The following is a 20,896-nucleotide window of genomic DNA, read 5'->3' on the forward strand; positions in this document are numbered from 1 at the left end:
CCACATGGAGTCGGTAAGTGAGTCCGCGGTTGCGCGGTCGTGTGTCCCGTCGATCATTTCCGGTGGGTTGCGAGCGGTGCTGACGGCCGAGGACCGGGTGCCGATCGACGCCGCGTACCTGCCCGGAGCGACGCCCGGAGGGCTCGCGATCGTGGTCGCGCACGGCTTCACCGGCGCCCTGGAACGGCCGGCCGTGCGCCGCGCGGCGGAGATCTTCGCGCGGGTGGACGGCGTCGGCGGTGTGGTGACCTTCTCCTTCCGGGGGCACGGCCGCTCGGGCGGGCGCTCCACGGTCGGCGACCGCGAGGTCTGGGACCTGGACGCCGCGGTGCGCTGGGCACGACGGCTGGGACACCCCGCGGTGGCCTCGGTGGGCTTCTCGATGGGCGGTTCCGTCGTCCTGCGGCATGCGGGGCGCAAACCGGCGCACGACGGGGCGCACGTCGACGCCGTGGTCTCGGTGAGTGCGCCCGCGCGCTGGTACTACCGGGGTACGGCGCCGATGCGCCGGGTCCACTGGGCCATCACCCGCCCCGCGGGACGCCTGGTCTCCCGGGGGCTGCTGCACACGCGCATCCACGGCAAGGACTGGGACCCCGTGCCCGTGCCCCCGGTTGAGGCGGTGCGGTCCATCGCGCCCACCCCGCTGCTCATCGTGCACGGCGACCGGGACGGCTACTTCCCGCTCGACCACCCGCTCTCCCTCGCCGACGCCGCGGGCGCCGCAGCGGAGCTGTGGATCGAGCCCGGATTCGGCCACGCCGAGAACGCCGCGGCGCCCGACCTCCTGCGCCGCATCGCGGTGTGGGCGGCCGAACGGGTCCGCCCCGCCGGCACGCCCGGCTGACCCCGCGGCCCGCACACCGGGCCCGGCCACCTCGCGGCGCCGTCGCTGCGCCATCATGGACGGCGGCAGGACCCGCACGGGCGAACGGAAGGACCGCTATGGCGGCACACGGAACCATCCGGTACTGGGCCGCGGCCAAGGCCGCCGCCGGCGCCGCGGAGGAGCCGTACCGGGAGGGCACCCTCGCCGAGGCGCTGGACGCGGCGCGCCAGCGCCACGCGTCGCGCCCCGAGTTCGCCCGCGTACTGGCGAACTGTTCGTTCCTGGTCGACGGGAACCCCGTCGGCACCCGGGACCACACCGGGGTGCGGCTGGCCGACGGCGGCACCGTCGAGGTGCTCCCGCCGTTCGCGGGAGGATGAGCACGTGACCGACAACCACGACTGGTACGACCGCGGCGCGGGCGCGATGCCCGCGCACGACGCCACCGCCGTCCTCCCGCCCGTCGGGGGCGCCCCGCAGCCGCCCCCGGACGGCGGCCGCGCCGCCCGGCGCCGGCAGGCGTCCCGCACCGGCTCGCCGATCATCGCCCCCGGCATGCAGCCCGCCCTCGTCACGGCCGCCCTGGCGCTGCTGCTGGCCGGCGGGGCGCTGCTGGGCCGCCCCGCGCTCGCCGCCGCGGGCGTGGTGCTGCAGGCGGTCACCGCGGCCGGCTGGTTCCGGCTGAACGGCATGTGGCCGGCGAGGCAGGGCATCGTGCTGGCCTTCCTGGCGGGCGTCACCGCCGAGGCCGCGGTGCTGATCGACGGGGCGGACAACGCCCCGGCCGTGATCGTGGGCACCCTCGGCGTCTGGCTGCTGCTCGTTCTCGTCCTGCAGCTGCGCCACCGCGGCAGTCCCGAGGAGCGGCTCTCCTCGCTGACCGCGACCACCGCCTCGACGCTCATCACGATCCTGGCCACCGGGTTCCTGGCGACCACGGCGGACCCGCGGGGCACCGACGCCGTGGTGACCGCGGTGATCGCGGTCGCCGTCGCGACGCTCGCCCGGGCGATCCCGCTGCCGGGCGTCGTCTCCGTGGCTGTGGCGCTCGCCGCCGCCACCGGCAGCGGCATCGCCCTCGGGCAGCTGGAGACCTCCGACGCGGCCCTGGTCGCGCTGGTCGCCGGGGTGTGCGCGCTGATCGGCCTGCGGGTGGCCAGCTACGACTTCCCGTCCCGGTTCGTCCACTTCACGGCGGGTGTGGCGCTGCCGCTGACCGCCGCGGCGCCGGGCGTCTACGTCATGGCCCGGGCCCTGCTGGGCTGACACACCGACTAGGGTCGGTCCGAACACCGACTCGGGGGTTGTCTCATGCGTGCTCTGAAGGTCCTGCTCGTCCTCGTCGTGCTCCTCGGCGGCCTGTTCGTCGCGGCGGACCGGATCGCCGTGCACTTCGCGGAGTCCGAGGCGGCGGACCGGGCGAAGACCACGCTGGGGCTGACCTCCCCGCCGGGGATCGACATCAAGGGCTTCCCGTTCCTCACGCAGGTGCTGGCCAAGAAGCTGGACGACGTCGCGGTGACGGCGGACGGCGTGCAGGCCGCCGGCACCGGCGGGCAGTCGCTGCGCGTCACCCGCTTCCAGGCCGACCTGCACGGGGTGGACCTGGGCAGCGGCTTCAGCAGCGCGGTCGCCGACACCGCCGAGGGCACCGCCCTCGTCAGCTACGAGGACCTCGCCAAGGCCGCCCCGAGCGGCGTGACCATCGGTTACGGGGGCACCTCGGCGGACGGCAAGGGCCAGATCAAGGTGGGGGTCGAGGTCTCCACCCCGGTCGGCTCGATCAAGCGCAGCGTGGTGAGCGGGATCAGCCTGGCCGGCAAGGACAGCATCAAGCTGAGCGCGGGCAAGATACCGGACCTGGACTCGCTGCCCCCGGTCGTGGAGGAGCTGGTCCGCGAGCGGATCGACTTCACCCGCGAGCTGTCGGGCCTGCCGGAGGGCATCGAGCTCACGTCGGTGAGCGTGAACGCCGACGGCATCAGCATCGCGGCGACGGGCAAGAAGGTCGTTCTCGCCCAGTGAGACGAGGGTGTCCGCTCCGCAGTCGGGGCGGCACCAGGCGGGGGCGGGGCGGCCGCGCAGGGCCCGGCACCTGATGTTCATCTCGTAGTACGGACAATCTTATCTCGGGATACGGACCGCCGGTGACACCGGCCGGTCCCCTTCCCTACGATCGAGCCCATGAAGCGACAGGCGGATCTCACGAAGCGGCGGGCAGTCGACCTGTGCCGTGTCGCCGCCATGCTCTGTCGCATCCCGTAGGGGCCCCCGCGCCGTCTTCCGGCGCCGCACGCGGCCCCGCCCTTCCCCGCGCAAAAGCCGCGACGCGCCCGTGCAGCGCAGCCCGGCACCTGTGCGCACCCGTCCGTGCGCCGAGACATCCGCAACTGCCCCGGAGGAGAACAGCAATGAGCCGCAGTGACGTCCTGGTGGACGCCGACTGGGTCCAGGCCCGGATCGACGACCCGAAGGTGGTCATCGTCGAGGTCGACGAGGACACGTCGGCGTACGACAAGAACCACATCAAGAACGCCGTCCGGATCGACTGGAAGACCGACCTCCAGGACCCGGTGCGCCGTGACTTCGTCGACCAGGCCGGCTTCGAGAAGCTGCTGTCGGAGAAGGGCATCGCCAACGACGACACCGTCGTGCTCTACGGCGGCAACAACAACTGGTTCGCGTCCTACGCCTACTGGTACTTCAAGCTCTACGGCCACCAGGACGTCAAGCTCCTCGACGGCGGCCGCAAGAAGTGGGAGCTGGACTCCCGCGACCTGGTCGACGGCTCCGAGGTGCCCGTCCGCCCGGCCACGCAGTACACGGCCCAGGCCCAGGACGCCTCGATCCGCGCCTTCCGCGACGACGCGGTCGCCGCCATCGGCAGCCTCAACCTCGTCGACGTCCGCTCGCCCGACGAGTTCTCCGGCAAGCTGCTCGCTCCGGCGCACCTGCCGCAGGAGCAGTCGCAGCGCCCCGGCCACATTCCGACCGCCCGCAACATCCCGTGGTCGAAGTCGGCCAACGACGACGGCACCTTCAAGTCGGACGACGAGCTCAAGGAGCTGTACGAGGGCGAGGGCGTGGACCTGACCAAGGACACCATCGCCTACTGCCGCATCGGCGAGCGCTCCGCGCACACCTGGTTCGTGCTGCACGAGCTGCTCGGCCAGCCCAACGTCAAGAACTACGACGGTTCCTGGACCGAGTACGGCTCCCTCGTCGGCGTGCCGATCGAGCTCGGCGCCGCCAAGTAAGCCCCCCAGACCCCCGACCCGGAGGAACAGCACCATGTGTGGAGCGAAGACCGGCGGCCCGGACCTGGCCGGCATCGACGTGGCGACCGAGACGATCATCCAGGGTTCCGTGACCCGCGACGGCGAGCCGGTGACCGGCTACGTCCGGCTGCTGGACGGCGGCGGCGAGTTCACGGCCGAGGTCCCGACCTCGGCGACCGGCCAGTTCCGCTTCTTCGCGGCCCCGGGCTCGTGGACGCTGCGCGCCCTCGTGCCGGGCGCGACGGTGGACCGTTCCGTCGTGGCGCAGCAGGGTGACCTCACCGAGGTCGCCATCGCCGTCTGACCCGGCGACCGCGCGTACGAAGAAGGGCCGCAATCCCACCGGGCCACCGAGTGGGAGTGCGGCCCTTCGGGTCGTACCGTGGAAGGGTGTCCACGAGGCGGCGTCGTCGCTGGTATTACGCCATGATGGGCAGTTGCGTGCTGCTCTTCGTCCTGGCGTGGAGCCTCGTGCGCCTGTGGTCGGTGCCGGTGGCCGTGGGGATGTGCGTGGTGGCCATGGTCATCCCGCCGATCGCCGCCGTCGTGGCGAACCGCAGGGGCCCGGACGAACACTGGTGGGACGAGACCGGAGACCCCAAGTCCGACGAGTGGTGGCGCGAGCTGGACCGCCGCGACGACCACCGTGACCAGCGCTGACGCCCGGGGGAGCCGTGCCCGCGCGCCCCGCCGCGCTCCACCCGGCCCGGCGGCTCAGTAGACGAGTGCCTGCGTGCCGTCGGCCATGGCCTCGCTCACGAAGACCTGCGCACCGGCGATCCGGATTCCGTCCAGCACGTCCTTCTCCGTGATGTCCCGGCGCGCCGCGCACTGCGTGCACAGCGTGATCCGGCCGCCCGCCAGGATCCCCTCGATCAGCTCGGGCAGCGGGGCGGCGTGCGGCAGCTCGAACTCCGCGGCCCGTCCCGGCAGCGCGAACCACGCGGACTCCCCGGTCAGCCAGAGCGACACCTCGACGCCGCTGGCGACCGCCACCGCCGCCACCGTGAACGCCTGGGAGCAGCGTTCGGGAGCGTCCGCACCTGCGGTTACCTTGATCACGAGCTTCTTCGCCATGGTCATACCTTAAGGTGGCCGTCTCACAGGAAAAACACTGGGAGCGTTTACCAGCGCTCGGCATAATGCGTTGGCCGCGTAGGTGCGATCAGCGCGCCGGCCGCGGATTTCTGCCCGGGGGGGCTTGTGGAAGCGCGTACCGATTCGCGTACCGGCGTCGTGATCGCCACGATCGTCGGACTTGTTGTGCTCGCGACATTGACCGCGGGGGCCGTCGTGGCGTTCGGCTCCTCGTCCTCGTCGTCCGCGTCCGCGTCGCCGGGCGGGGCCGAGCCGAGCAGCCGGAGTCCGGAGACGGCGGACCCCGCGACGCCGTCACCGACGGCGTCCCCGAGCCGCGGCGCGACGGCGACGCCCTCGCCCGCCGGCACCCTCAAGGGCTCCGTGGACGACGGGAAGCACCGCGGCGACCTGCGCTACTTCCTGCTCGTCCCGCCGGCGGACGCCGAGGTCTACGGCGACGAGGAGGGCACCGAGCTCTCCCGTTCCGAGGTCGCCGACTCCGCCGACGTGAAGCAGGCCCTGGCCACCTACGGCTTCAAGGCGGCGGCCCAGCGGACCTACCTCACCGGCGACGGCGAGTACGAGGTCTCCGCGCAGCTCGTCCGCTTCGCGAGCGCCGGCTCCGCCACCGGCTACTACAACGCCTTCTACTACCAGGGCACGCGGATCACGCTCCCCTCGTCGGGCAGCCCCGCCAAGGCCTACCGGCTGTCGTCCTCCTCCGCCGAGAGCACCGGCTCGGTGATCGTCCTGTCCCACCAGGGCGACGTGCACGTCACCCTCTCGGTCACCGGGGCGAAGACCCCCGGCAAGGCCCTGCTCACCCGGCTTCTCGACCAGCAGTACCGGCGCCTGAAGACCGGCCGCTGAGCCGCACACCAGAACGTACGGACCGGCCCGCGCGCCGGCCGCACCCAACCACGGACACCTCAGTGGAGAACCCTTTGTCCCAGGACACCCCCGTCCCGGAACAGGACGCCCCTGTTCCGGACGGGCCCCCCGTCCGCCCGCCGCGCAGACGCGGCCGGACCACCCTGCTGATCGCCTGCGCGGCGGTCCTCGGCGTCCTCGCGGGCGCCGGCGCCGGGTACCAGATCCAGTACGACCGCCCCGAGACGCCGCTCCCCCCGCTCGCCCAGCCGAAGCTCGTGCAGCCCAAGGGCGCCGCCCCCGCGGCGAAGCCGCTCACGGCCGCCGAGGACACGCTGGCCACGTACGACGGCGACCTGCGCAAGCTGCTGGTGAAGAAGCCCAAGGGCGCCAAGGACCTCGACGGCACGTTCGGCGACGACCACTGGCTCTCGCTGTACGACTACGCCGACACGTACGAGGAACCGGGCAACATGTTCAGCGAGCTGAACAGCAACGACTTCCGGAGGGCGGCCGTCTCCATCTGGCAGACCGGTGGCTACGCCACGTCCGTCACCACCGAGGTCCACCTGATCCAGTTCCGCGACGAGGCGGACACCTACACCGACGAGATGCTCGCGGGGCAGCAGGGCTACATGGCCGGGAAGAAGTACGCGGGCAACAAGGGGACGGCCATCCCCGGCGCTTTCGACGGCAGGGCGTGGGTGTACTCCAAGCCCTGGACGAAGGCGGGCTACCTGCCCATGTACACGGCGCGCGCCCTGGCCCGCAAGGGCACGGTCATGATGGACATCTGGGTGCACTCGGACCGGCCGATCAAGAAGTCCACCATCATGTCCCTGGCCGAGCGGCAGTGGGAGCGGCTGTGAGCGACGAGAACACCCCTGTCCCCGCGGAGCCGCAGCCCGAGGTCCGCCCCGAGGCCCCGGCGGCCCGGCCCGAGCCGCAGCCGGACCAGCCCGAGGGCCAGTCGGCCGAGCCCGAGGCCCAGCCGGCACCGCTCGCCGGCCTTCCGCCCGCGGACGGGACCACCGGGCCTGAGGCCGCCCCCACGCCCCGCCGTGGCCGCCGTGGCCTCGCCCTGGGCATCGCGGCCGCGCTGGTCGCCGTCGTCGCGGGCGGTGGCATCGGCATCGCCGTGCTGCAGCACCAGAAGGACGACGGCAAGCAGGCGAGCCCGCGGACCTGGAAGGCCCCCGAGCCGAAGAAGACCGGCGCGTACGGCAGCCAGTCCGGCGGCAGCCACTACGGCGCGCTCGGCAAGCTGCTGCTGCCCGTGCCGGATGCGTACATGCCGGGCCCGGACGTCGGCGAGTACGGCAACGACGCGGAGTTCACCGGCAAGGAGGCCGTGGCCGTCTTCGAGGGCGACCTCGCCGGGCTGCCGAAGAAGCAGCGGGACCGTCTGCACAAGGCCGTGGCGGGGCTGCACATCCAGGGCGTGGGCCTGCGGACGTACCGCGAGGTGTCGGGCGAGGCCGTCTTCGAGACGCAGATCGTCCAGATGAAGAACAAGCGCGCGGCGCGCGCCGGCACCGAGTTCTTCACCGAGTTCACCAAGGCGCTCGGAGTCTTCAGGAACGGGCCGAAGATCGAGGGCCACGCCAAGGCGCGCTGCGTCCTGCCGCCCAAGAAGCCCGGCGCGAAGCTCGACACCATGATCTGCGAGGCGACCGAGGGCGACCTGACCATCCGCATGTCCGTCTCGGGCGCCTCGCCGCTGAAGAAGGACGACGCCGCGGATCTGTTCAAGCAGCAGCTCGACCGCGTACAGGACCCGGGAGAGGCCGCATGACCGAGCAGACCCAGAGCGACGCCGTGAAGATCCCGGCGCAGGCCGCCGCCCCGGCGGAGGAGACCCGCACGGAGGCCGCCCCCGAGTCGGCTCCCTCCGGGGACGACGCGGCGCAGGTCGTGCCTGCGGAGGCCGCCGAGCCCGTCGTCGCCGAAGCCGCGACGGAGCCCGCGTCGACGGAGAACGCCCCGGTGGAGCCCGCGTCGACGGAGCCCGCCGGGAGCGCATCCGACGTGGCCGCGGCGGAAGCCGTGGGGGAGCCCGTGCCCGCCGAGGTGGTCTCCGAGGCCGTCTCAGCGGAGCCTGCCGCACCCCGCCCGCGGAAGCGGCTGCGGGAGCGCAGGGGGCTGCGTGCCGCCGTGCGGTGGACCGCCGCCGTCGTGGCGTTCGCGGCCCTCGGCGGGGCCGCGGCGTACGCCGTCACGCAGCCCGAGCGGACCGAGATCCCGGGTCTGCGGACCCCGGACGACGGCCGGTGGACCTACCCCGCCCTGAAGCTGCCCAAGCTGCCGGCCGGGGCGCCCCGGCCGCTGGACGGGGACCACAACCCGCCCCGCCGGCACTACGCGGACATCCGCACCCTGCTGCTGCCGGCGCCCGCCGGGGCCAAGGTCGACAAGACCTTCCCGGGCGCCACCGGGTGGCTGCCGACCCGCGACTTCCTGGAGGTCTTCCGCGAGGACGACCGCAAGAAGCTGACCGGGAGGCTCGAGCAGAACACCCTCCGGCACATCGCCGCCCGCGCCTGGACCATGGGCGACGGCACCCGCGCGGAGGTCTACCTGCTGCAGTTCGCGACCTGGGGGTACTCGAGCGACGTCAAGGACGCGCTCATCGACGACGGCGCCCTCGCCAAGGCCGCGGCGGCCGACTACGACACGGACTGGGATTCGACGTCGCTCGACGACTCCGATCTGCACCTGTCCCTCTACGACGAGGACAAGCCGCGCGGCGCCGAGCACGTCCGGTACGGCTACGTCCAGTCCGGCGACGTCGTGGCCATGGTCGTGCTCTCCAAGGCCGGGACCCAGCCGGCCGTCCCGTTCCACCAGGCCGTGCTGCTGCAGGCACAACTGCTCGGCTGACGAGGACCACCGGGGCATCGGGTGCGGGCGCGGCGCGTGGGGCGGACCTCACGCGGCCGCGCCCGCACCCGACCACTAGACTCGTAGCTGGCCCACCGGCCGCCGACCGTCCGCGCCTGCCCGAGGAGCACGCTCGTGAGCGCCATTGAGTTCTTCTTCGACACCCTGCTCGTCCTGGTCTGCCTTGGCGTCATCGCGTTCTCCGCTCTGGCCGTGAAGAAGCTCTACCAGGGACAGCGCTGAACATGATCGAGATCCCCTCCGACCTGCATCCCGACCTGGTCCCGCTCGCCTTCCTCCTGGGCACCTGGGAAGGCGCGGGCGTCTTCGACTTCCCCGGCGCCGAGAAGTGCAACTTCGGGCAGGAAGTGATCTTCAGCCACGACGGACGGCCGTTCCTGGAGTACACCTCCAAGTCCTGGGTGCTGGACGCCGAGGGCAAGCCGGTGAAGCCGCTCGAGAGCGAGTCGGGCTTCTGGCGGATCGACAAGGACCGCAAGGTCGAGATCACCATGACCCGCGACGACGGCGTGATCGAGATCTGGTACGGCGAGCTCGCCGAGGGCAAGCCGCAGATCGACCTGGTCACCGACGCCGTGGCCCGGCTCGGCGACGCGCCCCCGTACAGCGGCGGCAAGCGCCTGTACGGCTACGTCAAGAGCGACCTGATGTGGGTGGGCGAGAAGGCCACCCCCGAGGTGCCGCTGCGCCCCTACATGTCGGCGCACCTGAAGAAGGTCGTCAACCCCAGCGAGTGGGCGAAGGACCTCAAGGACCTCCCGGACGACGGCATCGCCTTCTTCCGCTGAGCCGCCCCACGGGCCCCGCGCGACCCCCGAGGGGGATCACGACTCCGTGATCCCCCTTTCCCTTGCCTAGACTGTCCTCGTGGTCACCACGGACTGGAAGAGCGACCTGAGGCAGCGCGGCTACCGGCTGACGCCGCAGCGGCAGCTTGTCCTGGAGGCGGTCGACACGCTGGAGCACGCGACGCCGGACGACATCCTGACCGAGGTGCGCAGGACCGCCTCGGGCGTCAACATCTCCACGGTCTACCGCACCCTGGAGCTCCTGGAGGAACTGGGCCTGGTCAGCCACGCCCACCTCGGGCACGGCGCCCCCACCTACCACCTCGCCGACCGGCACCACCACATGCACCTGGTCTGCCGGGACTGCGAGTCGGTCATCGAGGCCGACGTCTCCGTCGCCGAGCCGCTGACCGCGCGGCTGCGCGAGACGTACGGCTTCGAGACCGACATGAAGCACTTCGCGATCTTCGGCCGGTGCGCGGACTGCGCGGGGAAGCCCCGAACGCCTGAGGGTTCAAGTAACCGGACGTAGGCTGGTGGGCATGCAGCGACAAACAACGACCAGTCCCCTGCTGTCGCTCCCCGGCGCCGTTCCCGCGGAAGGCCCCGACGAGGGAGTCGCCGCGCACTACGGAGACCTCTTCCGCGAGCAGCGCGCCCTGGCGGACGGCAACGGATTCGTCGACCTCTCCCACCGTGGCGTCGTCGCCGTCACCGGCCAGGACCGCCTCGCGTGGCTCCACCTGCTGCTCACCCAGCACGTCAGCGACCTCCCGCCCGGCCGGGCCACCGAGGCGCTGGTCCTCTCCGCCCACGGCCACATCGAGCACGCCCTCTACCTCGTCGACGACGGCACGGCCACCTGGATGCACGTCGAGCCCGGCACGCAGGCCGAGCTGATCGCGTACCTGGAGAGCATGAAGTTCTTCTACCAGGTCGACGTCTCGGACCGGACCGGCGAGTACGCCGTCGTGCACCTGCCGGCGGGCAGCATCGCCGCCGTCCCCGCGGACTGGCCGGTGCGCGAGGTCCCCTACGGCCGCGACGTGTTCGTGCCGCGCGGCGAACTGGAGGCCCTCGCCCACCCGTCGCCCGCCACCACCCTTTCAGAGAGCTCCGCGCGCTTCTTCTCCGAGGTCGGCACCCCCGTCGGCGTGCTGGCCCTGGAGGCCCTGCGGATCGAAGGGCACCGGCCGCGGCTCGGTCTGGAGACCGACCACCGCACCATCCCGCACGAGCTGGGCTGGCTGGACACCGCCGTCCACCTCGACAAGGGCTGCTACCGCGGCCAGGAGACCGTCGCCCGGGTGCACAACCTCGGCCGGCCGCCGCGCCGCCTGGTCTTCCTCCACCTCGACGGCAGCGAGGTCAAGCTGCCCGGCCACGGCGCGCCCGTACGGCTCGCCGCGGATGGACCGGACGGCCGCCCGGTCGGCACCGTCACCTCCTCCGCCCGGCACTGGGAACTCGGCCCGATCGCCCTCGCCGTGATCAAGCGCAACACCCCGGTGGACGCGCTGCTGCTCGCGGACGGGACGGCGGCGAACCAGGAGACGGTCGTCGAGCCCTGAGGGGCGCGCCTCACATCTCCAGCACGACCGTGAACGGGCCGTCGTTCGTGAGCGAGACCTTCATCTCCGCTCCGAAGCGGCCCGTCTCCACGTGCGCGCCCAGCGCCCGCAGTTGTGCCACCACCTCGTCCACCAGCGGCTCGGCGACCGGGCCGGGCGCCGCCGCGTTCCAGGTGGGGCGGCGCCCCTTGCGGGCGTCACCGTAGAGGGTGAACTGGGAGATCACGAGCAGCGGCGCGGCGATGTCGGAGCAGGACTCCTCACCGGGCAGGATGCGCAGCCCCCACAACTTCCGCGCCAGCTGGGCCGCCTTCTCCGCGGTGTCGTCGTGCGTCACCCCCACCAGCACGCACAGGCCGGGACCGGCGATCTCGCCGACCGTCTCGCCGTCCACCACGACACTCGCTTCGCTCACCCGCTGGGCCACCGCACGCATGCCGCCATTGTCCCGGGTCGGTGGGGGCGCGCGGCACCCGGGCCGTACGCCCGCTTGGACTCACGCACAACTGTCCGGAGCCGCCGTTCGGGTGCAGGTGCCTGCGCGACGCAGTTACTCGGTGGCACGATCGAGATCTGCCCGACGTGGGGGACGAGGGGACGGACAGCGATGAAGCACAGCATCACGACCGGCACGGCGGAAGGCGATCGCATGCTCAAGGCACCGGGCCCGCGCTCCCCCCTCACCGCCGGCACCCCCCAGCCCGACTTCGCCGACCTCACCCTCGAAGGGCTGCGCACCGCGCGCCGCGAGGCCCAGCTGGAGGAGGCCGACCTCTCCTACCTGCGGCGGCTCCTCCAGGGCCGGATCGACATCCTCCGCGCCGAACTCGCCCGGCGCACCGCCCCGGACGCGCCCGTGCTCGACCGGCTCTCCGAGATCCTCACCGACACCCCGTCCCGGCACCGCACCTCCGCCCGCCACGTCACCCTGGGCACCCCGCACAGCGAGCGCTACCGGCAGCTCGCCGAGGAGATGCTCGCCGAGGTCCAGCTCTCCGACCTCGAGGCCCGCACCGACCAGGAACTCCACGACGCGATGGGCCGGCTGGTCCGGCACGAGCAGCAGGTCTCGCGCTGCCGGCAGTCCCTGCAGCGGACGGTCGACGGCTGCAGCACCGAGATCGCCCGCCGCTACCGCGAGGGCGAGGCCCGGGTCGACGACCTGCTGGCGGGCGACTGACGGCGACGCGGCGAAAACGGGATGCGGCCGGGCCGCGGGTCCGCCTACCGTGCGGGGCATGAGCCTTGAGGTCCGTACGATCGGCGAGTCCGACTTCCCCGGCTGGCTGCGCGCCGTCAACACCGGCTTCCACCGGCCGCCGACGGTGACCGAGGAGGAGATCGCCCTCCGCCGCTCCCAGACGGACCTGGACCGCACCCAAGGCGCGTTCGACGAGGGCCGCTGCGTGGCCACCTTCCGCAGCATGCCCCGTGAACTCACCGTGCCCGGCGGCGCGGTGCTGCCCGCCTCGGCGATCACCAACGTCTCCGTCACCGCCACGCACCGCCGCCGCGGCCTCGCCTCCCGCATGATGGCCGCGGAACTCGACGCCTGCGTGCGCCGCGGCGAGCCGGTCGCGATCCTCGTCGCCGCCGAGTACCGGATCTACGGCCGCTTCGGCTTCGGCCCCGCCGCGGGGGTCACCGAGTGGGAGGTCGACACCGCCCGCGCGGGCCGCCCCCAGGGAGCGCCGTCCGACAGCGGCCGCATCGACCTGGCGGACCCGTCCGAGGTCCTCAAGCTCGGCCCCCAGCTCCACGACCGGGTGCGGCTGCGCCATCCCGGCGCGATCAACCGCACCGAGCGCTTCTGGGAGTACACCACGGGGACGGTGGTCAACCCCGCCTTCCCCTGGAAGGAACCGATCTTCGTCCTCTACCGCGACGCCTCCGGACGCGTCGACGGCCTGGCCGCGTACACGGCCGAGGACACCTGGCACGGGATGTTCCCCAAGGTCCCGCTCACCGTGCGGGAGTTGCTCGCCGCCACCCCCGAGGCCGAACGCGCCCTGTGGCGCTACCTGCTCGCCATCGACTGGGTCGCCACCGTACGCACCGGCTTCCGCGGCCCGGACGACGTCCTGCCGCTGCTGCTCGACGACCCGCGTGCCGCCCACGTCCACTCCACCAGCGACTTCCTGTGGCTGCGCCTGCTCGACGTCCCCCGCGCCCTGTCCGCCCGCACCTACGCGGCCCCGGGCTCCGTCGTCCTCGACGTCGCCGACCCCGACGGCCACGCCGCCGGCCGCTTCCGCCTCGAAGCCGCCGCCGACGGCACCGCCACCGCCGAGGCGGCCCCCTCCGCCGCCCCGGACGTCTCCCTCACCGCCGCCGCCCTCGCCTCCCTCTACCTCGGCGACGAGTCCGCGGCCCGCCTGACCGTCACCGGCGGCGCCGCGGAATCCCGCCCGGGCGGCGTGGCCCGCCTCGACGCGCTGTTCCGCACCGCGCGCAGGCCGTGGCCGATCGACACGTTCTAACCGTTGTCAGTCGTCGTCAGCGGTGTCCGTAGGACACCAGCACCAGGAGGACGAGTACCCCACCGACGCACATCGCATAGCTGGAACGGGCCTTGAACCCGGCACCCACCAGCAGTACGCCCAGCCCCATCAACGGCCCGTACTGCCACGCCAGGTACTGCTCCAGCAGTGCCGCCGTCACATGGCTCCACAGCATGACCCACCCCCTTCCCAGGTGGCCGACCGCAAGGCGCGGGCCCGCTGCCGTCCTGGCCCTACTGGGCCAGGAGCAGCGCGATCACCGCGAGTCCGACGCACGTGAACGTCGTGTTCCGGGCCTTGTGGCCCACCGTGAACAGTCCGACGGCGAAGGCGCCGGCCGCGCCGTACCGCCACTGGACGAGCTGCTCGAACGCGAAGGCACACAGAGCGATAGCGGGCATAGCGATTCACTCCTTCGAGGCGCGTGGGATCGATCCCTCCGCGCGTAGAGCGCGGAGGGGGCAGATTTGACCCGTGGGTCGGCATGTGGCTGAGCGGAAGCGTGGTGCTGCTGATGCGTGCGAAGCGTCGTGGCGCTGCACTCTCAGCCGCGGTCATCCCCGGCGCGTCGTCGGGACGGAGAGGCTGCGGCCCCCGGTGGCGTCAACTGGTCCAACTTGACTGGCTGCAAGACCAGTTGACTGCATTCCTCTACGGTCATGTTGCCGCTGACTGCAGATCACTAAACTCCATGCAGTCAACTCCACTTGCCTGGCGTGAAGCTGTAGTGTGGGTCACGTGAGCAACGACCGCACCGCCGGTGGGCCCAGGCGCGAGTACGAGCGCGTGGCCGATGCGTTGCGTCACGAAATCGAGGGCGGCGACATCGCTGCCGGTGCCCAACTGCCCACCCATGCCGAGCTGGTGGACCGTTTTGACGTCTCCCGTGCCACCGTCCAGAAGGCGATCAAGGCGCTGGAGGGCAAGGGCTACGTGGAGTCGGCCCAGGGCAAGGGGGTCTTCGCGCGCGACTGGCGTAAGTCCGCCGTCGCTGCCCATGTCAACGGGACCGCCACGGCGACGGTGGAAGCCGGCAGCATCGAGCTGGACGACGCCATCGCGGAGGCTTTCGAGGCGGAGCACGTCACGATCGACGCGTACTGCCTGACCGCTGAGTCGCTCAACGCGGCCATCGTGCAGCAGGTCAAACGGATCATCCGCGGTGAAATCCGGCCGTCCTCGATCCACCTGCGCCTGCTGCTGCCGCGCACCGACGTACGACTGGCGATCCCTCGGAACGTCGCGGACCCCGAAGATCTTCGGCCGATGCAGCGGCTCAGTGCCCTGTCGGGGATCCACGTCGAGGCCATCAAGAATCTGGAGAACCTGCAGGGCCAGGGCGCCGTCCAGGACGTGCACGTCGAAGTGCGGCAGGTGCCTGTCACCCCCCTGCACAAGCTGTACTTGATCAACAGGGAAGTGTGTCTCGACGGCCTCTACGTTGTCACCGACAACACCATCACCGTCGAGCACGAGATGATCAACATCTATGACGTTCTGGGTGTCGGGGCCAAGCTTTACCTCCAGTCGCTGGAACGTATGGAAGTCTCTCAGAAGTGGTTCGACTCTCTTTGGACAAAAATCGCGGATCCGCTCTGAGGCCCCGGGAAGATTCCCTTGGAGGCCAACGACACTCTGCTCTGCCTCGTCTACTCCGGATGCCGTGGCTCCGTGCCTGTGCGCCGACCGCGAGCAGGGCCCACTCGTGGTTGACGTGTGGTGGGGCGGCGGACGAGACGTTGCGCTTTCAGTGTGCGTCCGAATCTGCTCACTCAAAGGTTCCGTTCTCTGTGTACTGTTGCGCCACGTCGGAGTGGACGCCTCCTGCGGCAAGCCGACGCGAAGCACATCGCGTCGTTGTGCGTGCCGTGTAAAGGCTTATCGTGGAGCGAGTCGGCTGGAGCCGATCAACCCAGGGAGCCGTGTGAACGCTGACCGTAGGGACCTTGCCTCGCTGTTGTCCCGAGCCGAGTGCGTCTTGTTCGACTTCGACGGCCCAGTCTGTGATCTCTTCGGGAGGCACCCAGCCGACGGGGTGGCCCGGAAGATTCACAAGTTGCTTCAGGAGTCTGGGCTACTGCCGGAGGGGCTGTACGGATCCTCCGACCCACATGCGATGCTCCGTGAGAGCGCTAGGGGACGATCGAATACGAGGATTCCCGAGGTGCTAGTCCAAGCTGAAAGACGTGTGACGGAGGAGGAACTCGCTGCGGCAGGTACGGCAGTGCCGACGCCATGTGCGGACAAGCTTGTCGCTGAACTCGTCCGCTTGGACAAGCTGATTGCCGTGGCCAGCAACAACTCTCCCGACGCGGTGCGGCTCTACCTTGCTAAACATGGACTCGAGACTTGGTTCGACGGCAAGATCTTTGGGCGTGTCGCCGACCCGGCTCTGATGAAACCGCACCCGGACTCACTCTTGCGTGCCCTGGACGCGCTGGGGGTGCCAAGCTCCCTTGCACTGCTGGTCGGTGACTCAGCGTCCGACGTGACGGCCGCGCACTCAGCAGGTGTTGCCTTCCTGGGCTATGCCCCCAACGCCGAGAAGTACGAGGAGTTGCTGCAAGCGGGGGTTCCTGTGGTGACGGAACTCTCCGAGGTCATTGGGGCCTTGGGCTCGGAGACCTGACACTGCCTGCCCTCTGTTGGTGGGGTCTTCGTCCGGGCATCATGGTTGCCTCGTCCAATCGAACGGGGGGCCCTGGGTTGATGGCGTCCACGGACACACCTTCAGGCGCAGGGAGTGCCTCCCTGCGGAAAGTCAAAGAGTTCCTGGCCGCAGCGAAGCCGCGGTTCGTCAAGATCTCGCTTATCGCATTGTGCTTGTTGGGTGTTATTGCCCAGATTGTTCCCGCGATCGGGGACGCCTTGTCCAAGAAAAGCTTCATAGGTGGATCGTTTGCTGCTTTCATCGCCTATGTCCTTTTTGATGCAATTACGAGTGAAAGGCCGGCCGCATCCTCCGGTCATCGCGTACTGAGGTCGATAGATGAACTGCGAGAATGTGCCTCGCGTGCGTTTGATCGCCGCGATGTCAGAATTGATTTTTTCGGCTTCACGTCGGAGACGCTGCTTCAAATAACGCGAACTCCCATGCAGAGAATTGCCGACGAAGCTCGAGGCCGGTATCGGGTGCGTATTCGCATCATGACACCGGACCTGATGGCTCCCATGAGTTTGCCGTGTCGCCTAGTGCCCTGCGAAGGGGGAGTCCAAGGCTACCGAATGGTAGACGATCCCGACTTCCGTACGCAGATGCGTGGAATCATCGATGAGTCAGTTCGCGTGCTGACGGAATTGAAATCGAATATAGAGTCGTCGATTCCCGGGGCGCGTGTGGAAATATCCTTCAGAGTGGCGCCTCATCTCTCGCCTCAGTTCAAATTGTTTCTCTTCAACGATGAAGAGGCCTGCCATGGTTATTACCCCATCGTGGCTGAGGAGGTCGGCGGTCTGGGGCAATCCCCGTCGCGCAGATTGAATCCCAAGGGCTTCACGGTCGGCGGCATGGCCTTGCTGTCCAGGCGGGGTGGGCCCGCGGTCCGGGAACTATATGAACAGCACCGGCAGTGGTTCGACCGCCACTGGAGCCTGGCGGAGCAAGTGCAGTGATCTTCCCGGATGGCACAAGTTGCGGGGAGGACTGCTCATATCAGGAGGCTGCACAGTTTGCTGAGGCCCCCCTGGATAAGCGCCATAACAGAGTTGACACTCTTTCGGTCACGCCGATGTCAGTGGTAACCAGCATGCCGATCCTGGAGGATCTGTTGGGTTCGGCCGACTGTGTACTCTTCGACTTCGATGGACCGCTGGCCAGGCTGTTCGACCAATACCCAGCATCCGGCGTTGCGCGGCAACTGAAAGCGTGGCTCGAGAAGCGTGAAGCTCTCATCCCCGAGGCGCGGGACTGTCAAGACCCTTTGAGGGTGTTGCGGGAGTTCACGGGACCGGAACACTATACCGAGGTGGAGCAACTGCTAACCAAGCATGAGGTTCATGCCGCCAGCGTCGCAACTCCAACAGACCACGCGGACGAACTTGTACAGGTGCTGGCATCCAGAGGGCGTAGTGTCGCAGTCACGACCAACAACTCCCCCCTTGCTGCTGCGTCCTACCTCCATCGCAGGGGGCTGATGCGGTTCTTCGAGTCTAGGATCCACGGACGGACTTCCGAACGGGAGTCAATGAAGCCCAGTGCAAATTGCCTCGTCAGAGCCCTCCGCTCCACGGAGACGCCGGCGAAGCGCGCGTTGATGATCGGGGACTCGCCGGACGACTGTGCAGCAGCTCGGCGAGCAGGTGTCACCTTTTTGGGCTACGCACGCAAGCCGAGCAAGGAGGCGTCACTTCGGGACGCGGGCGCGCACCACGTGGTGGATTCCCTGGCTGACTTGTGCTCAGTGCTGGGCACCGTATAACCATTCGGGGACACACAGCGCCATCCGTCCGGCCCGCGGAGGCTGCGTAGGTCTAGTCTCGTCGCTACACGTCGACTGTCGGGGGTGTGACGTGCTCGTCCATGCTTGCGACTGCAGTCGAGGAGACCGTGAACAGCGCCGCGGAAGGATTCGCTTCCCGCCTGGGGGCGACTTTGGTTGAGGGTCCCCTGCAGGGCTACCACCACGAAGCGTACGCGGTGCGCCTGGACGCGACCTCTCAGCTGGGCCGCCAGTTTCCGTTCTTGAAGCTCCGGGAACCGCGGCCGGGTGTCTTCTGGTACGACTTGAGATACTTTCGCTCCGAGGATCAACTCCTGACCTTCTTGCAACGGTGGGTTCCGAGGATTCCTCAGGTGGCCCAGGTCGTGGAGAGTTTCTCCGTTCATAGCTTTATTGAAGGTAGAACGCTGGCGGCGATCAGGCGGGAGACTCCGGATCGGGATATCCCGGAATCCTATGTCCGGCAGATCGAGGAACTTTTCGGTCGGCTTGCCGCCGTGGACGTACAGGCGCTTGAGCGGGCCGAAATGCCAACGTATGTGGAGCCAACCTACGGAAAAGATTCCACTGCCTTCCTGCGTAGGCTTGTGGAGCACACCATCAGCGGAGTCTATGACCCGCTCCGCAGTACGTTCGAGGAGATCTTTAATGCTTTTGGCGTTCCGGAGGATGGTCTTCATATTTTTTTGAAGAACCTTGATCCGCTCGATGAGCGACCGTATCAGCTACTCCATTGCGATCTCCATTGTGATAATTTCGTGGTCGATGGTGACGGGCTTCTCTGGACTATCGACTGGGAGCTTGCGCAGATCGGAGATCCACTCTACGACCTGGCTACGCATCTGCATCTCATGGCGTACTCGGAATCGCAAGAGGTTGAGATGGTCAAGCGGTGGCAGCGTGCCCTGGAAGTTGTGCGACCGGGTGCGACCGTTGGATTGGCTGATGACCTCCCCAAGTATCGAGACTACAAGTGTATCCAGTCTGTCTATACCGACATCATTCGCGGCGCGACGGCTGTCCGCACGAATCGATCTCTGGCTGCGGCAAGGGTTGCGGCTAGGTCGATCGAATCATCGATGAGGCGTGCGCAAGGGGTGCTTGGGTTGCAGGATGCTCCGTCAGCCAACTTGGTTGGCAGAGTGCTGATCGAATGGAGTCAGTCTCAACCGGGATGAAATTCCACGAGGACGGGACAGTTGTGAGGCTGGCAATGGGGTCGTGGTGTGAGTACCGACGGCACCGCGCGTGGAGCCAGGCGTGAGTACGACCGCGTGGCCGACGTGTTGCGTCACGAAAACGAGCACGGTGCCATCGCAGCGGGTGATCAACTCCCCATGCCTGCGGAGTTGAAGGACGCATTCGACATCTCCTGCGACACCTTCCAGAAGGCGATCAAGGCGCTCGAAGGCAAGGGCTACGTGGAGTCGGCCCAGAGCAAGGACGTCTTCGCACGCGACTCGCGTAAGTCGGCCGTCACTGCCCACATCAACTGGACTGCGGCGGCAACCGTTGAGGCCGGCAGTACGGAGCCGGACGACGCCATCGCGGAGGCTTTCGAGCCGGAGCGCGTGAAGATCGATGCGTACTGCCTGCCTCGGAGTCGCTTAAGCGCGACCATCGTGACCCAGGCGGAGAGCGTCTCCAGGGGCGAGCTCCGGCCCTCGTCGCCCTGCGTAACCTGCTGGAGGACCTGGGCATACGGAACGTCGACTTGGTTGTCGACGTGCGGACCGTCCCCATCATTCCGGTGGCCAAGGACTACTTGCTCAATGGGCATCAGGGGCTCTTGGGTTTCTGCAAGATCGAGGCGAGTGCCGTGGACTTCCCGGACGGCGAGAGCACCCAGATGTACGACGTACCGGGTCTGGAGGTACGAGTCTTCAGGCACCCGAGCATCGGGCCGAGTGCCTGCAGTGGTTCGACTCCTTTTGGAGCAGAGTCTCCGCTCCTGAGCCGCATGCGAGGCGTCAAGGTCGTCCTCGCGGAGCGGGACGACATGCCCGAGGGCGTACGCCGAGCCTCGACAAGGAGCTGTTGGGGCCGAGCCGCAGGCCGCAAAGGGTGGCACGCCATACGGAGTGCACGGCCGAACTTGTTGAGTTCCTGGTCGATACGGCGCTGCCAATCGCGATCACGACGAACAATTCTGCGGCGTCGGTTCGGGTTTACCTGAAGGAGCATGGGCTGAAGTGATCATTCGGTGAAAGAATCTCTGGTCGGGAACTTCCTCAGATCATGAAGCCAGACGCGCCCATTGCCTCCTTGAGGCGATGCGGCATGTTGGGTCGGAAGGCGAATCGGGCAATTGCCGCATGATTGGCGATTCCGTGCGGGATTTGAGGGTTGCCGACAGTGTGGGTGTCAGGCTTCTGGCATATGTCGCCCCTGGCGAGCGTGATCCGCGACACGGAGAGTGGCTTCTGGAAGCCGGCGCGGATTTCCTGGTCAGTGACATGCGTGAGGTAACGGAAGCTTTCTCGCGGGCTGATCTCGGCTGCCGGAGTGCTCCTGTGGGGGAGTGGTGCGTGAAAAATTCGATTGACGGAACTCGAGGCTTCGGTGTGCGTCACTGGTTGCAAGTGTTCTAGGCTCTCGCGTCACGAGGTCCGGGATGCGAACTCGAAGGTTTGGGGCGG

28 protein-coding genes are annotated in these 20,896 nt (G+C 69.0%); 23 read left to right on the forward strand and 5 right to left on the reverse strand.

Going from position 1 to position 20,896, the window contains the following annotated elements; genetic code table 11:
- Window positions 1-4: 4 nt before the first annotated feature.
- The 8 genes from AC1VWI_RS24250 to AC1VWI_RS24285 all read left to right on the forward strand — a co-directional run bounded on the left by AC1VWI_RS24250 (window position 5) and on the right by AC1VWI_RS24285 (window position 4,767).
- The gene (locus AC1VWI_RS24250; RefSeq protein WP_499513123.1) at window positions 5-847 is read left to right on the forward strand and encodes an alpha/beta hydrolase; all 843 of its coding nucleotides are present in this window, start codon (window positions 5-7) and stop codon (window positions 845-847) included.
- Between the two features lie 98 nt (window positions 848-945).
- On the forward strand, window positions 946-1,209 hold the full coding sequence (locus tag AC1VWI_RS24255) for a MoaD/ThiS family protein (RefSeq protein ID WP_499513124.1): 264 nt from the start codon (window positions 946-948) through the stop codon (window positions 1,207-1,209).
- 4 nt (window positions 1,210-1,213) lie between these two features.
- The gene (locus tag AC1VWI_RS24260; protein WP_499513125.1) at window positions 1,214-2,095 is read left to right on the forward strand and encodes a hypothetical protein; all 882 of its coding nucleotides are present in this window, start codon (window positions 1,214-1,216) and stop codon (window positions 2,093-2,095) included.
- A 45-nt stretch (window positions 2,096-2,140) separates the two neighbouring features.
- The gene (locus AC1VWI_RS24265) at window positions 2,141-2,854 is read left to right on the forward strand and encodes an LmeA family phospholipid-binding protein (RefSeq protein WP_499513126.1); all 714 of its coding nucleotides are present in this window, start codon (window positions 2,141-2,143) and stop codon (window positions 2,852-2,854) included.
- Between the two features lie 159 nt (window positions 2,855-3,013).
- Window positions 3,014-3,094 carry a putative leader peptide gene (locus AC1VWI_RS24270; protein ID WP_360910367.1) on the forward strand — a complete coding sequence of 27 codons (81 nt, stop codon included), beginning with the start codon at window positions 3,014-3,016 and terminating at the stop codon, window positions 3,092-3,094.
- A 146-nt stretch (window positions 3,095-3,240) separates the two neighbouring features.
- Window positions 3,241-4,086, forward strand: a complete 846-nt coding sequence (locus AC1VWI_RS24275) for a sulfurtransferase (protein WP_499513127.1) — start codon at window positions 3,241-3,243, stop codon at window positions 4,084-4,086.
- Window positions 4,087-4,120: 34 nt separating this feature from the next.
- Complete coding sequence (locus AC1VWI_RS24280; RefSeq protein WP_499513128.1) at window positions 4,121-4,411, forward strand: DUF1416 domain-containing protein; 291 nt, start codon at window positions 4,121-4,123, stop codon at window positions 4,409-4,411.
- A gap of 122 nt (window positions 4,412-4,533) precedes the next feature.
- Window positions 4,534-4,767 carry a hypothetical protein gene (locus AC1VWI_RS24285; RefSeq protein WP_499516897.1) on the forward strand — a complete coding sequence of 78 codons (234 nt, stop codon included), beginning with the start codon at window positions 4,534-4,536 and terminating at the stop codon, window positions 4,765-4,767.
- Between the two features lie 54 nt (window positions 4,768-4,821).
- On the opposite strand, the gene AC1VWI_RS24290 is transcribed toward AC1VWI_RS24285, so the two are convergent.
- Entirely contained in the window at window positions 4,822-5,184 is a 363-nt protein-coding gene (locus AC1VWI_RS24290; RefSeq protein ID WP_499513129.1) for a DsrE family protein, read from the reverse strand.
- Window positions 5,185-5,370: 186 nt separating this feature from the next.
- On the opposite strand from AC1VWI_RS24290, the gene AC1VWI_RS24295 reads away from it, so the two are divergent.
- From AC1VWI_RS24295 to ygfZ, 7 genes are all read left to right on the forward strand, one after another.
- Window positions 5,371-6,057 (forward strand): hypothetical protein, encoded by a 687-nt coding sequence (locus tag AC1VWI_RS24295; RefSeq protein WP_499513130.1) that lies wholly within the window; start codon window positions 5,371-5,373, stop codon window positions 6,055-6,057.
- 74 nt (window positions 6,058-6,131) lie between these two features.
- Complete coding sequence (locus tag AC1VWI_RS24300; RefSeq protein ID WP_499513131.1) at window positions 6,132-6,926, forward strand: hypothetical protein; 795 nt, start codon at window positions 6,132-6,134, stop codon at window positions 6,924-6,926.
- Window positions 6,923-7,852: a hypothetical protein gene (locus tag AC1VWI_RS24305; protein ID WP_499513132.1), complete on the forward strand. Its 930-nt coding sequence runs from the start codon at window positions 6,923-6,925 to the stop codon at window positions 7,850-7,852. The genes AC1VWI_RS24300 and AC1VWI_RS24305 overlap by 4 nt, the downstream gene beginning before the upstream one ends.
- Complete coding sequence (locus AC1VWI_RS24310) at window positions 7,849-8,937, forward strand: hypothetical protein (protein ID WP_499513133.1); 1,089 nt, start codon at window positions 7,849-7,851, stop codon at window positions 8,935-8,937. Before AC1VWI_RS24305 ends, AC1VWI_RS24310 begins: the two co-directional genes overlap by 4 nt.
- Before the next feature lie 245 nt (window positions 8,938-9,182).
- On the forward strand, window positions 9,183-9,746 hold the full coding sequence (locus tag AC1VWI_RS24315) for a heme-binding beta-barrel domain-containing protein (protein WP_499513134.1): 564 nt from the start codon (window positions 9,183-9,185) through the stop codon (window positions 9,744-9,746).
- A gap of 79 nt (window positions 9,747-9,825) precedes the next feature.
- Window positions 9,826-10,278 (forward strand): Fur family transcriptional regulator, encoded by a 453-nt coding sequence (locus AC1VWI_RS24320; protein ID WP_499513135.1) that lies wholly within the window; start codon window positions 9,826-9,828, stop codon window positions 10,276-10,278.
- Window positions 10,279-10,288: 10 nt separating this feature from the next.
- Complete coding sequence (ygfZ, locus tag AC1VWI_RS24325) at window positions 10,289-11,317, forward strand: CAF17-like 4Fe-4S cluster assembly/insertion protein YgfZ (RefSeq protein ID WP_499513136.1); 1,029 nt, start codon at window positions 10,289-10,291, stop codon at window positions 11,315-11,317.
- A gap of 10 nt (window positions 11,318-11,327) precedes the next feature.
- On the opposite strand, the gene dtd is transcribed toward ygfZ, so the two are convergent.
- Window positions 11,328-11,753: a D-aminoacyl-tRNA deacylase gene (gene dtd / locus AC1VWI_RS24330; protein WP_499513137.1), complete on the reverse strand. Its 426-nt coding sequence runs from the start codon at window positions 11,751-11,753 to the stop codon at window positions 11,328-11,330.
- Between the two features lie 171 nt (window positions 11,754-11,924).
- Between dtd and AC1VWI_RS24335 the strand changes: the two genes are divergently transcribed.
- Window positions 11,925-12,497, forward strand: a complete 573-nt coding sequence (locus tag AC1VWI_RS24335) for an RsiG family protein (RefSeq protein WP_499513138.1) — start codon at window positions 11,925-11,927, stop codon at window positions 12,495-12,497.
- A 58-nt stretch (window positions 12,498-12,555) separates the two neighbouring features.
- Complete coding sequence (locus AC1VWI_RS24340) at window positions 12,556-13,797, forward strand: GNAT family N-acetyltransferase (protein WP_499513139.1); 1,242 nt, start codon at window positions 12,556-12,558, stop codon at window positions 13,795-13,797.
- A gap of 16 nt (window positions 13,798-13,813) precedes the next feature.
- Here AC1VWI_RS24340 and AC1VWI_RS24345 read toward each other — a convergent pair whose 3' ends face one another.
- Both AC1VWI_RS24345 and AC1VWI_RS24350 read right to left on the reverse strand, forming a co-directional pair.
- A complete protein-coding gene (locus AC1VWI_RS24345; protein WP_499513140.1) occupies window positions 13,814-13,993 on the reverse strand; it encodes a hypothetical protein in 180 nt (59 codons plus the stop codon).
- Window positions 13,994-14,051: 58 nt separating this feature from the next.
- Complete coding sequence (locus AC1VWI_RS24350; RefSeq protein WP_392614338.1) at window positions 14,052-14,219, reverse strand: hypothetical protein; 168 nt, start codon at window positions 14,217-14,219, stop codon at window positions 14,052-14,054.
- A gap of 337 nt (window positions 14,220-14,556) precedes the next feature.
- Here AC1VWI_RS24350 and AC1VWI_RS24355 point away from each other — a divergent pair, with 337 nt between their 5' ends.
- The 6 genes from AC1VWI_RS24355 to AC1VWI_RS24380 all read left to right on the forward strand — a co-directional run bounded on the left by AC1VWI_RS24355 (window position 14,557) and on the right by AC1VWI_RS24380 (window position 20,212).
- Entirely contained in the window at window positions 14,557-15,417 is an 861-nt protein-coding gene (locus tag AC1VWI_RS24355) for a GntR family transcriptional regulator (RefSeq protein WP_499513141.1), read from the forward strand.
- A gap of 325 nt (window positions 15,418-15,742) precedes the next feature.
- Window positions 15,743-16,447: an HAD family hydrolase gene (locus tag AC1VWI_RS24360; protein ID WP_499513142.1), complete on the forward strand. Its 705-nt coding sequence runs from the start codon at window positions 15,743-15,745 to the stop codon at window positions 16,445-16,447.
- Window positions 16,448-16,527: 80 nt separating this feature from the next.
- Window positions 16,528-17,430: a hypothetical protein gene (locus AC1VWI_RS24365; protein ID WP_499513143.1), complete on the forward strand. Its 903-nt coding sequence runs from the start codon at window positions 16,528-16,530 to the stop codon at window positions 17,428-17,430.
- The gene (locus tag AC1VWI_RS24370) at window positions 17,427-18,236 is read left to right on the forward strand and encodes an HAD family hydrolase (RefSeq protein WP_499513144.1); all 810 of its coding nucleotides are present in this window, start codon (window positions 17,427-17,429) and stop codon (window positions 18,234-18,236) included. Before AC1VWI_RS24365 ends, AC1VWI_RS24370 begins: the two co-directional genes overlap by 4 nt.
- A gap of 128 nt (window positions 18,237-18,364) precedes the next feature.
- On the forward strand, window positions 18,365-19,435 hold the full coding sequence (locus AC1VWI_RS24375) for a phosphotransferase (RefSeq protein WP_499513145.1): 1,071 nt from the start codon (window positions 18,365-18,367) through the stop codon (window positions 19,433-19,435).
- A gap of 96 nt (window positions 19,436-19,531) precedes the next feature.
- Window positions 19,532-20,212: a GntR family transcriptional regulator gene (locus tag AC1VWI_RS24380; RefSeq protein WP_499516898.1), complete on the forward strand. Its 681-nt coding sequence runs from the start codon at window positions 19,532-19,534 to the stop codon at window positions 20,210-20,212.
- 276 nt (window positions 20,213-20,488) lie between these two features.
- Here the strand turns inward: AC1VWI_RS24380 and AC1VWI_RS24385 are convergent, their stop codons facing one another.
- On the reverse strand, window positions 20,489-20,830 hold the full coding sequence (locus tag AC1VWI_RS24385; protein WP_499513146.1) for a hypothetical protein: 342 nt from the start codon (window positions 20,828-20,830) through the stop codon (window positions 20,489-20,491).
- Between the last annotated feature and the right edge of the window lie 66 nt (window positions 20,831-20,896).

The sequence above is a fragment of the Streptomyces sp. TOM-9 genome, from assembly GCF_056858595.1.